The following is a 14,124-nucleotide window of genomic DNA, read 5'->3' as shown; positions in this document are numbered from 1 at the left end:
ACCGCCGACCTTCTACAGGACCCCAAATCACATGTTGAAATATATTGCACTCAAGGGCTTGTTGGCGATTCTTGTCGCCTTCACCGCGTCCTTGGCCGCCTTCCTTTTGCTGAATGTCGCCTCTGATCCGGCCCAGGCCATAGCAGGCGAAGACGCCACCCCCGACGTCGTGGAAACCATCCGCATTCGCTATGGTCTCGACCGACCGGTTTACGAAAGATACCTCTCCTGGTTGGCCGGCGTGGCGACCGGGGATTTCGGCGAAAGCTATTACTGGCACAAACCAGTGGCAGAGCTGGTCGCCGACCGCGCGGACGAGACCCTGACACTTGCGCTTTCGGCGCTGTTCGTCACCATCCTGATTGCGGTTCCGCTGGGCGCGCTTGCCGGTCTGAACCCGAATTCCTGGATCGACCGGGCGGCACTGGGGGTTGCGGTTTCGGCCCAGGCCATTCCCAATTTCTGGCTCGGGTTGATCATGATCATCCTGTTCGCGGTGATGATCCCGATTTTCCCGGTCTCGGGTGACAACACCTGGTATCACTTTGTGCTGCCCGCGATTGTTCTGGGGGCATCGTCGGTGCCTGCGGTGATGCGTCTGACCCGCACCGGCCTGATCGAGGTCATGGGCGCCGATTACATCCGCACCGCCCGCGCAAAGGGATTTCGCGGCAATGCCCTGTTGCGGCGCCATGCGCTGCGCAACGCCATCCTGCCGGTGATCTCTGTCCTCGCGGTGCAGCTGGGCCAGAAATTCGGCGGCTCTGTCATCACAGAAAGTATCTTTGCCATCAACGGGTTGGGCCGTCTGGCGCTGGAATCCATTCTTGGGGCCGACATTCCCACGGTCCAGATGCTGATTTTCGTCTTTGCCATCGTCTTTGTGGCAATGAACCTTTTGGCCGACATCCTGAACGCGGCCCTCGACCCAAGGATTAGAATTGGATGACCGACGTTCAAATCACACAGACCACCGCCGCGCCGCAGGCCGAAACCGAAGGCCTGTCACCGGGGCAGGAGCTGCGCCAGCGGATGCTGGGCCACACCGGGTTTCTGATCGGGGCAGGTCTGATCACGCTTGTTGTGTTGATCGCGATCTTTGCCCCATTGCTGGCCCCACATGATCCTTATGCGCAAAGTCTGGCCAACCGGATGCTGCCCCCGATCTGGCAGGAGGGCGGTTCGGCGGATTATTTGCTGGGCACCGATCAAAACGGCCGCGACTATCTGAGCCGGCTGATCTATGGCACGCGGATTTCCGTCACCATCGGCATCGGCGCGGCCACCATTGGCCTGTTGATTGGCGTCACCTTTGGCGTGCTGGCGGGCTATTTTGGCGGCTGGGTGGATCATGTCATCAGCTTCCTGCTGACGGCCCAGCTTGCGCTGCCGGGGCTGTTGCTGGCGATGGCGCTGGTGTTCATCATCGGCCCGTCGATCTGGGTTGTGATCGGCATCGTCGGCGTGTTGCACTGGACCTATTACCTTGTGGTGACACGTTCGGCCACGCAACGTCTGCGCAGTCTTGATTTTGTGGCGGCCTCTGCGGCCTCTGGTGCCAGCGCGCCACAGATCATCCTGCATGAGATCCTGCCAAACCTGATCCCGCAGATCATCGTGATTTTCACCTTTGAATTGGGCATCTCGATCCTTGCGGAATTGAGCCTGTCGTTTCTGGGTGTCGGGATTCAGCCGCCAACCCCGTCCTGGGGGTTGATGATCGCCGAAGGCAAACAGGCGATGTTCTTTCGGCCCTGGTTGGTGATCCTTCCCGGTATTTGCCTGTTTTTGCTGGTGATCGGCGCCAATCTGATGGGCGACGGGCTTCGTGACATCACATCCCCGGAGGGCCGCAACGGATGAGCGCGCTTTTGAACATTTCCAATCTCAACGTCAGCATCAAACTGCCGCATGGCACCCTGAGTGCGGTGCGCGACACGACAATCACCCTGCAAAAGGGCCGGTCTCTGGGCATCGTTGGCGAAAGCGGATCGGGCAAGTCGATGACGGCGCTGTCGCTGATGCGGCTGTTGCCCCGCAGCGGGGATTTTACCGCCGACGCCATCGAATTTGACGGCACCAACCTGCTGTCACTGGATGACCGCCGCTTTGCCGAAACGATATCCGGCCCCGGGATCGGCATGATCTTTCAAGAGCCGATGACATCGCTCAATCCGGTCTACACAATTGGCCGGCAAATGACTGAAGCGGCGGTCTGGCGTGGCATGATGTCGGCCCCGGCCGCCCGGACCAAGGCCATCGCCCTGCTGGACCGGGTTGGCATTCCCGACCCCGAAGGGCGGATGTCGCAATATCCGCACCAGATGTCGGGCGGACAGCGCCAGCGGGTGATGATCGCCATGACGCTGATGCTTGATCCCAAGCTGCTGATTGCGGATGAACCGACCACCGCGCTGGATGTCACAGTGCAGGCGCAGATCCTTGATCTGCTCGACGATTTGCGGCGCGAGCGTGATATGGGCATGATCCTGATCTCGCATGATTTGGCCGTCGTGGCGCAACGCACCGATGCGGTGGCGGTGATGTATGGCGGCGAAATGATTGAACAGGGCCCGGCCGAGGCGGTGCTGCGCCTGCCTGCGCATCCCTATACCCAGTCGCTGCTCAATGCGATTCCGCAAATCTCGGGCGCGCCGGGGCGTCTTGGGGCCATTCCGGGGCTGGTGCCGTCGATCATGCAGGCCACCAACACCTGTATCTTTGCGCCCCGTTGCGCCCATGCCCATGCGGCCTGTACCGCGCAACGCCCCCCGTCGCGTGCCCAGGGGGGCGGGCATATGTGCCGCTGTGTTCTGGACACACCGCCAACGATTGTCACCTCGGTCACGCCCCTGCGGGCGTCCGCGCCGCAACCAGACACAGAGCCGGTGTTGTCTGCCCGCGATGTCACCCGCGTTTACACGTCGCGGCGGGGCATGTTCGGCCCGAAACGCGACATCAGGGCGCTGGACGATGTGTCGCTTGACCTTCGCAAAGGGGAAACCCTGGCCCTGATCGGCGAAAGCGGCTCTGGCAAATCGACGCTGGCGCGCATCCTGTTGGGGCTGGATCACCCGACATCGGGTGCGGTGTTCATGGGCGGCCGTCCGGTGGCGGAGGTCGCGGTCAAGGACCGGGCGCATTTTGTCCAGCCGGTGTTTCAGGACCCCTATTCCTCGCTCAACCCGCGTCGGCGGCTGGCGGAAATCATTGCCCGGCCGCTGGAACTGTCCGGGCATGGCAGTGCTGCGGAAAACGACGCGCTGGTGCGCAGCACGCTGGAATTGGTGCGCCTGCCGCTGCGGCTGTTGCATGCCTATCCTTCACAGCTGTCCGGGGGGCAACGCCAACGGGTGGCCATTGCCCGCGCGCTGGTCACCAAACCACAGGTGCTGGTCTGTGACGAACCTACTTCGGCTCTGGATGTGTCGATCCAGGCGCAGATCCTCAACCTTCTGGATGATCTGAAAGCCGAAATGGGGCTGACCTGTCTGTTCATCACCCATGACATGGCGGTGGTGCATCAAATCGCCGACCGGGTGGTGGTGATGCTGAAGGGTCAGGTGGTCGAAGAAGGTGCCGCGCGTCAGGTGCTGCGCCAGCCGAATAATGACTATACGCGTCGGCTGGTCGCTGCTGCGCCGCGCTTTGAGGCCAAGACCGAAGAAATGGAGATCGTGCAGTGAACAGGTCAATGAATACCAAAGAAGGCGCGCTTGCCTGGACCGGTGGCGCCCTGACGCCGCAGACCCTGTTCAGCCGTGAATCCAAATGGCAATCCTGGTTGGATGTCGAGGCGGCCCTGGCCGAGGTTCAGGGCGAAATGGGCATCATTCCCGATTGGGCGGCTAAGGCGATCCGCCAGGCCGCCAAGCTGGAAAATATTGGCGCCGAAACAATGGCGGCCCATGCGCGCATGACCATGGCGCCGGTCCTGTCGCTGACCCGGTTGCTGGCCGAAGCTGCGGGCAAGGCGGGCGATTATGTGCATTGGGGCGCCACAACCCAGAACATCACCCAGACCGGGCGCATTCTTTTGATGCGCGAGGCCGACAAGGCCATTCGCATCAATCTGGAGGCCACGTTGCAGCATCTTGCTCTGCTGGCAGAGAACCATTCTGCCACGCTGATGGCGGGCCGGACCAACCGGCAACATGCCCTGCCGATCACCTTTGGCTTCAAGGTTGCCGGCTGGATCGAAGAGCTGGGCCGCGCCGTCCAGCGGCTGGATGGCGGAATACAGCGGCTGTCGTCGCTGCCCTTTGGTGGCGCTGTGGGGGCCTTTCATGCCTTTGGGGCTGAGGGAAAGGATCTTCAGCATCGTCTTGCGGCGCGCTTTGGTTTGCAGGACATGCTTGTGCCCGGCCGCGCCATCAATGACATCTTTGCCGATTATGTGGTGCAGCTCTGTCTGTTGGCGATGACGGTGGATCGGATTGCCAGCGAGATCTACGGTCTCATGACCCAGGAGATTGGCGAGCTGGCCGAGCGGCTTGACCAGGGCACAATCGGATCGTCGACCATGCCGCACAAGATCAATCCGAAATTCGTGGTTCAGGTGCTGGCCGAAGCATCGCAGCTGCGCAATCTGTCGGGCATGGCGCTGGAAACCGGGCGCACCAGCCACGAAGGCGACGCCGCCGTGAACCAATTGCTCAGCGCGTTGCTGGACGATGCGGTGCCATTGGCCTGGCGGATGACGGACAGTTTCAAAACGCTCTTGGGGCGGCTTTCGGTTGATGTCGACCGGATGGAAAGCAACGTGCATCTCACCGGCGGGGCCATTGCCACCGAACATCTGATGATGAAACTGGCCCCCAAGATCGGGCGCGCCCAGGCCCATGATGTGGTGCACCACGCGCTGGATGCACGCCCCTCGCCCACGTCAACCGTGGCCGAGATCATGCAGAACGACCCAGAGGTGTCGACCCATCTGACGGTGGATGAAATCCGACAAGCGCTTGATCCCGCCGAATATTGTGGCGACAGCGAACGTATCGCAACCGAGGCTGCGGCCATGGCCCGATCGCTGGCCCGCCAGCTTGCGACGCCTAGATAAGGGTCATCAAATCGGCGACCTGAGCATGCGCCGCCCTTTGTTGTTCGACATGCGCGCCAAGCGCATTCAGGAACGGCTCTGTCAGGGCGGCGCGTGACCCTTTGGCAAAAACGGCGGCATAGGTGATCCAAGTGTTGCCCTCGATCGGGCGCAACACCTCGTTTTTCTGCGACACATCCGGCGCAAAGACGATATCGGCCAGGGTGATGCCGATGCCGTTGCGCACCATTTCCATGGTGACCAGCGACGACCCGGTTTGAAAGGCGATGTCGGGGCGATGCCCGGCCTTGCCCATCACCTTATCCAGCCGCAAGCGCCAGCGCTGACCGGCTGTCAGGGTCACGAATTTCTCACCCGCCAAACGATCGACCGGCACCTCGTCCAAAGCGGCAAAGGGATGGTCGGCAGGCGTCAACACACACAGCCGCGTGCGCAGCAACGGCAGCACATCCAGCGGCACGATTTCGTTTTCCACCGGCAAGGAGATCAGGCCAATGTCATAGCCGCCGCCGCCAACCTTGCTTTCGATATCAAAGCGGCTTTCCACATGGATATTGACGTCATAGCTGATGCCATCGCCGTCCAGCCGCGCCAGTGGCGGCACGACAAGCCCGTTTGCAATCGGCGCGGCGGCCACAATCGACAGGGTGCGGTTGCTTCTGTTGGCCACCTCACGCGCGATATTGGGAATCTGCGTCAACCCGTCCAGCGTGTTCGAGATCTGGTGGTAAAAAAGGATGCCGTGTTCGGTCAATTCCAACGCCCGCCGCGTGCGCGAAAAAAGCGTCAGCCCCAGCTGATACTCAAGCTGTGTCAGCAGCCGACTGGCAGCGGAATTTGACATATTGGCCCGGCTCGCGGCCTCGGCCAGGGTGCCGGTGACAACGATGTCCCGAAAGAGTTGCAAGCCGCGCAGATACATAGGTCCAACAGTTGTGAATTTTGCAACATAAGACAGCAAAACCGGGTTTCGGTCAAATGTTCAACCGGGTCTGCCCCCCTTCATCGCGTGATGCGCTTTGCCCCGGCCGCCCGATTGTGATCGGTTCCTGAAAACCGATCTTGCCACATGAATTTTGGTCCCAAATCACAGGATTGGCGCGCCCGCCACGGCACGCCGCCGCATCGCACGCGGCCAGTTTCACGCGCACCAGCCGCAGCCGCAGACGCAGCCGACCGGGGGTCTGACCCCAAAGCCGGCCGCAAGATCACGGGCGTCAGGTCAATATCCGGTGCCGGGCTGATCCTGTGCCCCCGCCGCATCTTCTTCGTCGGACAATGCGGCAACCGCCGCCGCCACGCTGCGCGTCAGATGGGCAAAGTCATTGCCCGGTGTCACCAGCGCACAGCCCTGATCGCGGCGGGCGCGGGCGTCGTTGGCATCCGAACAGAAGATGCCCACCGGGGTGCCATGCCGTTTTGCACTGGCTACGATCTTGGTTATCGCCGCCTCTGATTTCGGGCGCGGGAACCCCACATGGCCATCAACCGCAAAGGCCAGGTCATTGGGCCCAATATAGACCATGTCGACGCCCTCAACCGCGAGGATATCGTCAATCCGGTCAACGGCTTCGGCGGTTTCGATCATCGGGATGACCATCACGGTATCGTTGGCCTCAGCGACATAATCCTTGCCACCATAGAGCAAACCGCGCGACGGCCCGAAACTGCGGGTACCAAAAGGCGGATAGCGGCAGGCCGACACCAGCGCCTCGGCCTCTTCCGGGTCGAGATCATCGGGCAGATGATGCCATAAGCGCCTGCGTCAAGCAGATGCATGATCTGGGCCGGGTCAAGATCCGGCACCCGCACCAGCGGAATGGCCGGGGTAGAGGACAGCGCCTGCAACATGTGCAGCGCCTCCTGAAAGCTCAACATACCGTGTTGCAGATCGACGGTGACGGAATCGACGCCGGAATGCCCGACACCTTCGGCGGAATAGGTTGACCCGATGGAAAGCCACCCGTTCACCACGGTCTCACCTGCGGCCAACCGCGTCTTGATTGTATTGCTGCGCATTATCCTGCTCTCCTGTAATCTGGTAAAAGGGCCGCATTGGCCACATATCCGCCAGCGTCAAGCGCAAGCCCGCCGGCACGCGCGGCCGCAATTATGTCGTCCGCAAAAACCGGGTGCTTGCGATGATCGCCGGACACAACCACCAACACCTCGGCCGGGGTGTCGCCAATTGCCTTGATCGTGCGAACCGCATCCGCCGGAATGGAATAGGTGTCGCGCGCGGCCAGATCAACCGTCACATCGGCCTCTTCATTCAAGGTCAGCCGGATTTGACCGGAGCGGACGATGAGCACCATCTTTTCCGACAGGGTGAACGGGCTGACCTGTGCGCCCGCCGCAAGCCGCAGCCATTCCACCGAAAAGCCGTGCGGATTGGTGACCGGGGCGGCGTGATCGCGGTTCTGCGTCAGACCAAATCCGATCACCGGCGCGATCTCGGCCCCGCATCCGGGCAGCTGGGCGTCAACAAAGGCAGGCCGGAAATCCCGGTCGCCTTCGGTCACGACGCGGCGGCGCATCTCTTCGGGTGAAACGACCCGAAGTTGGGCAACGTCCTCGTCGGGCATCGGCGCAATGCGCGCGTCTTCGCTCGGCACCTTGTCACCGCGAGAGGTATCAATCAGCGTGTTGTCGTTCGAGATATAAAGCCCGTAAAACGCCGCCTCGCGGATAATGTCGGGGTGGAAAATCACGCCGCCGGTGTTGTCGCCGCCCAATGCGGTAAACAGCCAGCCGTCATCCGGCCCGGTGTTGGTAAAGCCACGAAAAATCCAGGTCGGCACCGAAAGAATGTCGCCCTCGCGGCCAATGAACTCATTCTCGCCTTGCGCGCCCCAACGGAAGGTCCATTCACCCTTTTGCACGATGAACACCTCGGCGGTGAAGTGCACATGCAGGTTGTTGGTGATGCCGTTGGGCATGGCCGCCGCACCGATGTTGAACCCATGCGGTTCGGGCAGGTTGATCACCTGTTCATCGGACGAGGTCACGCCGGGGCCGATGATGGAATAGTTTTCCTTCAGATGCGAGCCGGGCTTCTTGCAGTCGATGAAGGCGACAGTGCAGGAGACATAATCGTCACGTTTGACGTGGCGGGCGTCGGCCTCGGCCTGGGAAAGTCTGGGCATTTCAGTGTCCTTCTGGTTCGGTCACGCGTCGAGACGCTGGCCGGTTTGTTTGTCAAACAGGTGGATGCGCGCACCGGGCTTGGGGGCCAGGGTGCAGGGCGCGTCGATCGGGGCTTCGAAATCCGCCGGGCCGCGGGTACAGACCGATGTCCGGCCATTGCGCAGGGTGACCAAGGTGGAATCGCCGGTCAGCTCCAGCGCATAAAGTTTGCCCGAGATCGGCGCCGCGCCGGGATCGGTCAGCTGCAGATCCTCGGGGCGAATACCCAGCACGACATCGCCGCGATCAGCCCCCGCCACCGGCAATGACACGCCGGGTGCCTCAAAACGGCCACCGGTGATCCGGCCTTCGACAAGGTTCATCGAAGGCGAGCCGATAAAGCCCGCGACAAACAGGTCGGCGGGTTCGGAATAGATCTTCTTGGGCGTATCCAGCTGCACGATCCGGCCTTCGCGCATGATCGCGACGCGGGATGCCAGCGTCATCGCCTCCATCTGGTCGTGGGTGACATAGACGGTGGTGACCCCCAACTCATGATGCAGGTGCTTCAGCTCGGCCCGCATGGTCACCCGCAATTTGGCATCAAGGTTCGACAGCGGCTCGTCCATCAGAAAGATCTTGGGCGTGCGCACGATGGCCCGGGCCAGCGCAACCCGCTGGCGCTGGCCGCCGGACAATTCCGAAGGGCGGCGTTTCAGCAAGGCTTGCAGCTCGACCTTCTCGGCGGTTTCCTGCACCCGCGCCTCACGCGTCTTGCGGTCCATGCCGCGCAGCTTCAGCGGATAGCCGATGTTTTCGGCCACCGTCATATGCGGATAAAGCCCGTAGTTTTGAAACACCATGGCGATGTCACGGTCCTTGGGCGGTTTGTCGTTGGCACGTTCGCCCGCAATCATCAGATCGCCCGCGGTAATATCCTCCAGCCCGGCAATCATCCGCATGGTCGTGGTCTTGCCGCAACCCGATGGACCCAGCAGAACAAGGAATTCACCCTCTTCGATGGTCAGGCTCTGTTTTGGCACGGCGAGGAAGGAACCATAGCGTTTTTCCACGTCGACGAGTTGTACTTCGGCCATATCCCGGGCCCCCTATTTGACTGCGCCAGCGGTCATGCCGCGCGTGAAATGTTTCTGGATAAGCAGCGCCATGATGAAGATCGGCACCGTGATCATGACCCCGGCGGCGCTCATCAGCTCCCACAGATCGCCGCGTTCGGTGCGGAAACTGACCAACCCCACCGGCAGCGTGACGGCATCGCGGCGCGTCAGGATCAGCGCAAAGAGGAACTCGTTCCAGGTCAGGATGAAACAGAAGATCGACGAGGTCAGGATGCCCGGCGCCGCCATTGGCAGCACGATGTCCTTGATCACCCTGAGGCGCGAGGCCCCGTCGATCATCGCCGCTTCCTCACTGTCGGTCGGGATCGCGTCGATGAACCCCTTGATCATCCAGATCACAAACGGAGTCACAATGGCCAGATTGACCACGATCAGCGCAAGTCGCGTATCAAGCAAGCCCAGCGACCGGAACATCAGGAAGAAGGGCAGCACGATCACCACCGCCGGAATGAACTGGGTCGACAGGATCAGAAAGAACAGGAACTTGCGCCCCCGCACCCGGAACCGCGAAAACGAATAGGCTGCAAGCGCGGCACAGGGCACCGCGATCAGCACCGTCACCGATGCCACAATCACCGAATTCAGCACCATATCGCCGAGGTTCCAGGGATCGGAAAACACGGTGACAAAGTTCGACAGCGTCGGGCTGAAATCCAACGACAGGGAATAGGCATCGCGCGGACGTTTGAACGCGGTCAGGAACATCCAGGCGATGGGGAAGAGGACAATGGTGGAAATCAGCAGCAGCAATCCGCGCTCGACCCACCAGAAAACGGTTTTTCTCATGCCGTGGCCATCTTTCTTTCGCTGAGCAGCATCCGGACATACCAGACAGAGATCAGCATCATGATTGCGGTGAGGATCCAGGCCAATGCCGAGGCATAGCCCATGTCGTACCATTTGAAGCCGACGTTGAAGATGAAGAAGGCCAGCGTCTCGGTCGAGGTGCCGGGGCCGCCGCCGGTCAGGGTCACCACCTGATCGAACATTTTCAGCGCAAAGATCGTCTTCAGCACCGCCACCACCAGCAGCACGCCTTTCATCTGCGGCAGCACGATGCCGAATATGATCCGCAGGTTGGAGGCCCCGTCGATCCGGGCGGCCTCTTCTGTCTCTCGCGGGACAGAAGCCAACCCGCCAAGGCACATGAAGGTCATGTAGGGCGCCCAATGCCAGACATCGGTCAGCACCAGAATGGCCATCGCAAGGTCAGGACTGGCCAGCCAGGGCACGCCGTCCAGCGCCGGAAAGACCGCGCCGAGACCCTTGGCGATGACGCCGAATTCCGGGTTGAACATGAAACGATAGCTGACCCCGATCAGCGCCGGGCTGATCGCAAATGGCAGGATCAGGATCACCCGGGTAAAGGTATGCATCCGCCCCTTGCGCCGCAAAAGCAGCGCCAGCGACATGGCGATCACCAGGGTCAGGATCACACTTGTGATCACAAAGACCGAGGTCACCCAGAGCGAGTTCTGAAACCCCGGTTCGGAAAAGGCGTATCCGAAATTATCGACCCCGACGAAATCACCGGGGCGGCGTTGCTTGGTCAGATCCCATTCGCGAAAGGCCGTGACCAGCGAATAGGCAAGCGGATAAAGCGTTGTCGCCAGCACGATCAGGAATGCCGGGACCAGCAGTAGGTAAGACAGGGACCTGTCCTGCATGGCGCACCTCTGTTGATAGGGAAACGTGGCACGCGCCCCGCGATACGGGGCGCACCGAACACCGGGGATCAGCGAATGCGCCGGATTTCCTCGGCCGCGTGGTTCAGCGCCGTGGCGGTGTCGGTCTCTTCGCCGCTGGCAAGGCTGGAAATCGCGGTTTCGATGATTTCGGAAATCCGCGGCCAGTTGTCACCGAAATCCATACCCGCCGCCGTGGCCAAAGCATCGGCAGCGGCGGAATGCATCCCGCCCCAACGCGCGTTGACCTCTTCGTCGCGCAGGTTGGAAAAATGCACCGCGACAACCTCGCTCAGGTTTTCGTCAAGCAGCACCTCGCGTTCCAGCGCCGGATCTGTCAGCCAGCCAAGGTATTCCGCCGCGGCATCCTTGCTGTCGGCGCCCTGGGTCACGGCAAAGATCCAGGTGTTGGTAAAGGTCGTCTTGTCCGCATCCCCCACCGACGGCAGCGAGGTAAACCCGATCTGATCGGCGGTCAGTTTGGATTGCTCGGGGTCGGAAAGCTGCGAGCGCACCCACCACCACACGGGCAGCATGGCTGAATTGCCCTGTTTGAAGCTGTTGACCGCATCCTGTTCGACAAAGGTGGCCGATCCCGCCGGGGCAATCTTTTCGTCCCGCAGCAGGCTGACATATTGCTCCGTCGCGGCGATACCCGCATCAGAGATGAAGGCCGGGTCGCCGTTTTCATCAAACAGATCGCCACCGTGACCCCAAAGCAGGTTGATCCAGACCATCAGGTTCTGGCCGTTCAACTTGCCATAGGGCAATGCGATCCCGGAGGCGTCGGTCGCCCCCTGCACCGCTTTGGCTGCACTCACCACCTCGTCCCATGTCGAGGGCGCTTCGACCCCGGCCTGTGCCAGCAGATCCTTGCGATAAAACAGCAGCTGCACGTGGCCGCGCACCGGCAAACCCACCAACGCGCCGTTCACCCGTCCATGACGCAAATGCGCGGCGGGAAAATCCCCAAGGTCAACACCCTGCGCCGCGATCTCGTCTTCGATCGGCTGCACCAGCATCTGCAACGAGGGCACCCATTGGTCCATGATCGACACCACGTCGTAATCACCACCGGCAACCATCTCTGTGGTCAGCGCCTCTTTCATGTTGGGAAAGGGCACATAGTCATAGACCACATCAATTCCGGTCGCCTCTTCAAAGGCGGCGAGCCGCGCTTCATGCGCCTCGAACTGGCTGGATTTCACCGCCAACACATGAACCGTTTTGCCGTCATGGGGTTTGCCTGGGCTGGCCTCCCAGGCGCTGGCGCCTGATGCAATTAGCGCCGCGGCGATGGCAATCGCGCTGGTAAATCGTTTCATGTGAACCTCCCGAGTTGAAACAAATGTGACCATACAAATGGGTAATAATTTGGTCAATAAGATTATCAATAAGATTATTGTTGATGAAAATCGCCACACAGCCTAGGATCGTGCGGACCATTACGAGGCCAGATACAATGCCGACATCCCTTCAGGCGGACTTGGAAAACGATATTATTTTTGGGGTTTACCCCCCCGGAACGCGGATCACCGAAGACAGCGTCATGGAACATTACGACGCCAAACGGCATGCCGTGCGTCACGCCTTTGCCGAGCTGGAAAATCAGGGCCTGCTCGTGCATCGCCCCCGCCGTGGGGTCGAGGTTGTCGACTTTACACCGGATGAGGTCGACACGCTTTATGATCTGCGGATCGCGCTGGAATGCGCGGCGGCGCGGCGCACGCCCCTGCCCGCCCCGCCCGAGGTCACAAGCCAGCTTGACGACCTTACACAGCGGCACAGTGCAGCGGTGGAGCGCGGCGCATTCCGCGAGGTTTATGACCTGAACCAGCAGTTCCACGAGCTTCAATACAGCTGCTGCACAAACCCGAGACTGGCGGAACTGATCGCAAAACACGCCCGCATGGCACAGCCGATCCGGGTGGTGAAATACGATGACAAACAGCATATGCGGGTCATCGTGGAACAGCATCTCGCCATCATCGAGGCGCTGCGCGGCACATCCTCGGACATCTACGAAGCCAGCGTTCGGGCACATCTTCCGGCCTCGGCCGAAGCCTATCGCAGCCTGTATGAACGCCGCTTTGCCGCCGCAGGGTTGGCGACGGGCAAAGCTGAAAACCCGAAAACCGCATCGCGCGCGCCGCGCCCCGATCAGAAAACCGGTTCAGACCACCGGAACCAGTATGCCGGGCTCAAAAAACTGCGGACCCGTTAACCGGGGGCAAGAATATCAAGCATCACGCGCATGGCATGGGTCCGATGGCGATCGGGATGGGTCAGAACCGCAAAAGGCCGGCTGGGATGCGGCACCGGGCGGGTTATGATCCAGCCAGCCGCCTCTGATGCGACCACGGCGCGCTGTGACAACACGCTGAAATACCGCCCCGATGCAACGGCGGCGATCACGGCCTCATTGGACGGCAGTTCCAATGCGATCGACAAATTTTGCACCCCAAGCGCATGCGCCTCCAGCACCGCTTCGAACTCTGATCGCGTGCCGGAGCCTTGTTCGCGCAAGATCCAGTCTTCGGTCATGTATTCTGCCGGATCGAGCGTCGCCTGCTTCGCCCGCGGATGATCCGGCGCCATGATCAAACAAAGCGAATCCCTGACCACGACCTGACGACGCAAGGCCAGATGCGTGACCTCGCCTTCGATCAACCCAAGGTCGGCGCGCCCATCCTGGACCGCATCCGCCACCTGCGCCGTGTTGCCAATCGACATCTCCACCGCGATCTTGGGGTATTTGTCGTGCAACGCCACCAACCGCGACGGCAGCCAATAACTCGCCACGGTCTGGCTGGCATGAATGCGCAATCGCCCGCGCGGGGTAGAGGAAAAATCCTCGAGCATCAATTCCGCGGTTTCCGCCTGGGCCAGCACCGCCTGAGCTTCGCGCAGGAAGGCATTGCCGACCTCTGTCAGCACGATACGCCGCCCCACCCGGTCAAACAATTGCACCGCATGGCGCGTCTCAAGCGCCGCGATGGCGGCGCTCACGGCGGATTGGCTCAGGCCCAACCGCTTGGCCGCGCGGGTGACATGCTGCCCTTCGGCGACGGCCAGAAAAATCCGAAGTTGTTCAAGTGTCATGCGATCAATCTAT

Annotated in this window: 12 protein-coding genes and 1 pseudogene; 5 read left to right on the top strand and 8 right to left on the bottom strand. The window is 61.1% G+C overall.

The genetic code is table 11. The features are described from left to right. Window positions 1-31: 31 nt before the first annotated feature. From AC0L4F_RS15015 to AC0L4F_RS15000, 4 genes are read left to right on the top strand one after another with little or no spacing between them, the layout of a single operon-like run. Window positions 32-949 carry an ABC transporter permease gene (locus AC0L4F_RS15015; RefSeq protein WP_244689638.1) on the top strand — a complete coding sequence of 306 codons (918 nt, stop codon included), beginning with the start codon at window positions 32-34 and terminating at the stop codon, window positions 947-949. After that, the gene (locus AC0L4F_RS15010; protein WP_244689636.1) at window positions 946-1,863 is read left to right on the top strand and encodes an ABC transporter permease; all 918 of its coding nucleotides are present in this window, start codon (window positions 946-948) and stop codon (window positions 1,861-1,863) included. Before AC0L4F_RS15015 ends, AC0L4F_RS15010 begins: the two co-directional genes overlap by 4 nt. Next, the gene (locus AC0L4F_RS15005; RefSeq protein WP_244689634.1) at window positions 1,860-3,686 is read left to right on the top strand and encodes a dipeptide ABC transporter ATP-binding protein; all 1,827 of its coding nucleotides are present in this window, start codon (window positions 1,860-1,862) and stop codon (window positions 3,684-3,686) included. The genes AC0L4F_RS15010 and AC0L4F_RS15005 overlap by 4 nt, the downstream gene beginning before the upstream one ends. A gap of 8 nt (window positions 3,687-3,694) precedes the next feature. Next, window positions 3,695-5,059 (top strand): lyase family protein, encoded by a 1,365-nt coding sequence (locus tag AC0L4F_RS15000; RefSeq protein ID WP_244689631.1) that lies wholly within the window; start codon window positions 3,695-3,697, stop codon window positions 5,057-5,059. On the opposite strand, the gene AC0L4F_RS14995 is transcribed toward AC0L4F_RS15000, so the two are convergent. From AC0L4F_RS14995 to AC0L4F_RS14965, 7 genes and pseudogenes are all read right to left on the bottom strand, one after another. Then, the gene (locus tag AC0L4F_RS14995) at window positions 5,052-5,981 is read right to left on the bottom strand and encodes a LysR family transcriptional regulator (RefSeq protein WP_244689629.1); all 930 of its coding nucleotides are present in this window, start codon (window positions 5,979-5,981) and stop codon (window positions 5,052-5,054) included. The two genes, AC0L4F_RS15000 and AC0L4F_RS14995, sit on opposite strands and share 8 nt — an antisense overlap. A 300-nt stretch (window positions 5,982-6,281) precedes the next feature. Next, window positions 6,282-7,078, bottom strand: a pseudogene (locus tag AC0L4F_RS14990) (HpcH/HpaI aldolase family protein). Continuing rightward, complete coding sequence (locus tag AC0L4F_RS14985) at window positions 7,078-8,205, bottom strand: cupin domain-containing protein (protein ID WP_244689627.1); 1,128 nt, start codon at window positions 8,203-8,205, stop codon at window positions 7,078-7,080. The pseudogene AC0L4F_RS14990 and the gene AC0L4F_RS14985 overlap by 1 nt, the downstream one beginning before the upstream one ends. Window positions 8,206-8,226: 21 nt before the next feature. Then, window positions 8,227-9,282, bottom strand: coding sequence for an ABC transporter ATP-binding protein (locus AC0L4F_RS14980; protein ID WP_244689625.1), 1,056 nt, complete (start codon window positions 9,280-9,282; stop codon window positions 8,227-8,229). A 12-nt stretch (window positions 9,283-9,294) separates the two neighbouring features. Then, window positions 9,295-10,110, bottom strand: coding sequence for a carbohydrate ABC transporter permease (locus tag AC0L4F_RS14975; RefSeq protein WP_244689623.1), 816 nt, complete (start codon window positions 10,108-10,110; stop codon window positions 9,295-9,297). Continuing rightward, window positions 10,107-10,991, bottom strand: coding sequence for a carbohydrate ABC transporter permease (locus AC0L4F_RS14970; RefSeq protein WP_244689620.1), 885 nt, complete (start codon window positions 10,989-10,991; stop codon window positions 10,107-10,109). Before AC0L4F_RS14970 ends, AC0L4F_RS14975 begins: the two co-directional genes overlap by 4 nt. Window positions 10,992-11,059: 68 nt before the next feature. Further along, window positions 11,060-12,334, bottom strand: coding sequence for an ABC transporter substrate-binding protein (locus tag AC0L4F_RS14965; RefSeq protein WP_244689618.1), 1,275 nt, complete (start codon window positions 12,332-12,334; stop codon window positions 11,060-11,062). Window positions 12,335-12,471: 137 nt separating this feature from the next. Between AC0L4F_RS14965 and AC0L4F_RS14960 the strand changes: the two genes are divergently transcribed. Further along, window positions 12,472-13,233, top strand: coding sequence for a GntR family transcriptional regulator (locus tag AC0L4F_RS14960; protein WP_244689615.1), 762 nt, complete (start codon window positions 12,472-12,474; stop codon window positions 13,231-13,233). Here AC0L4F_RS14960 and AC0L4F_RS14955 read toward each other — a convergent pair. Next, entirely contained in the window at window positions 13,230-14,111 is an 882-nt protein-coding gene (locus AC0L4F_RS14955; protein WP_244689613.1) for a LysR family transcriptional regulator, read from the bottom strand. The genes AC0L4F_RS14960 and AC0L4F_RS14955 overlap by 4 nt on opposite strands. Between the last annotated feature and the right edge of the window lie 13 nt (window positions 14,112-14,124).

The sequence above is a fragment of the Marinovum sp. J2-8 genome, from assembly GCF_055808435.1.
Note: the sequence above shows the minus strand (reverse complement) of the source record. Positions and strands in the feature narration are given on the sequence as shown.

What these genes read in the sequence shown, in the direction of transcription:
- AC0L4F_RS15015 (WP_244689638.1), top strand. Translation starts at nt 32, where the DNA reads ATGTTGAAATATATTGCACTCAAGGGCTTGTTGGCGATTCTTGTCGCC.
- AC0L4F_RS15010 (WP_244689636.1), top strand. Translation starts at nt 946, where the DNA reads ATGACCGACGTTCAAATCACACAGACCACCGCCGCGCCGCAGGCCGAA.
- AC0L4F_RS15005 (WP_244689634.1), top strand. Translation starts at nt 1,860, where the DNA reads ATGAGCGCGCTTTTGAACATTTCCAATCTCAACGTCAGCATCAAACTG.
- AC0L4F_RS15000 (WP_244689631.1), top strand. Translation starts at nt 3,695, where the DNA reads ATGAATACCAAAGAAGGCGCGCTTGCCTGGACCGGTGGCGCCCTGACG.
- AC0L4F_RS14995 (WP_244689629.1), bottom strand. Translation starts at nt 5,981, where the DNA reads ATGTATCTGCGCGGCTTGCAACTCTTTCGGGACATCGTTGTCACCGGC.
- AC0L4F_RS14985 (WP_244689627.1), bottom strand. Translation starts at nt 8,205, where the DNA reads ATGCCCAGACTTTCCCAGGCCGAGGCCGACGCCCGCCACGTCAAACGT.
- AC0L4F_RS14980 (WP_244689625.1), bottom strand. Translation starts at nt 9,282, where the DNA reads ATGGCCGAAGTACAACTCGTCGACGTGGAAAAACGCTATGGTTCCTTC.
- AC0L4F_RS14975 (WP_244689623.1), bottom strand. Translation starts at nt 10,110, where the DNA reads ATGAGAAAAACCGTTTTCTGGTGGGTCGAGCGCGGATTGCTGCTGCTG.
- AC0L4F_RS14970 (WP_244689620.1), bottom strand. Translation starts at nt 10,991, where the DNA reads ATGCAGGACAGGTCCCTGTCTTACCTACTGCTGGTCCCGGCATTCCTG.
- AC0L4F_RS14965 (WP_244689618.1), bottom strand. Translation starts at nt 12,334, where the DNA reads ATGAAACGATTTACCAGCGCGATTGCCATCGCCGCGGCGCTAATTGCA.
- AC0L4F_RS14960 (WP_244689615.1), top strand. Translation starts at nt 12,472, where the DNA reads ATGCCGACATCCCTTCAGGCGGACTTGGAAAACGATATTATTTTTGGG.
- AC0L4F_RS14955 (WP_244689613.1), bottom strand. Translation starts at nt 14,111, where the DNA reads ATGACACTTGAACAACTTCGGATTTTTCTGGCCGTCGCCGAAGGGCAG.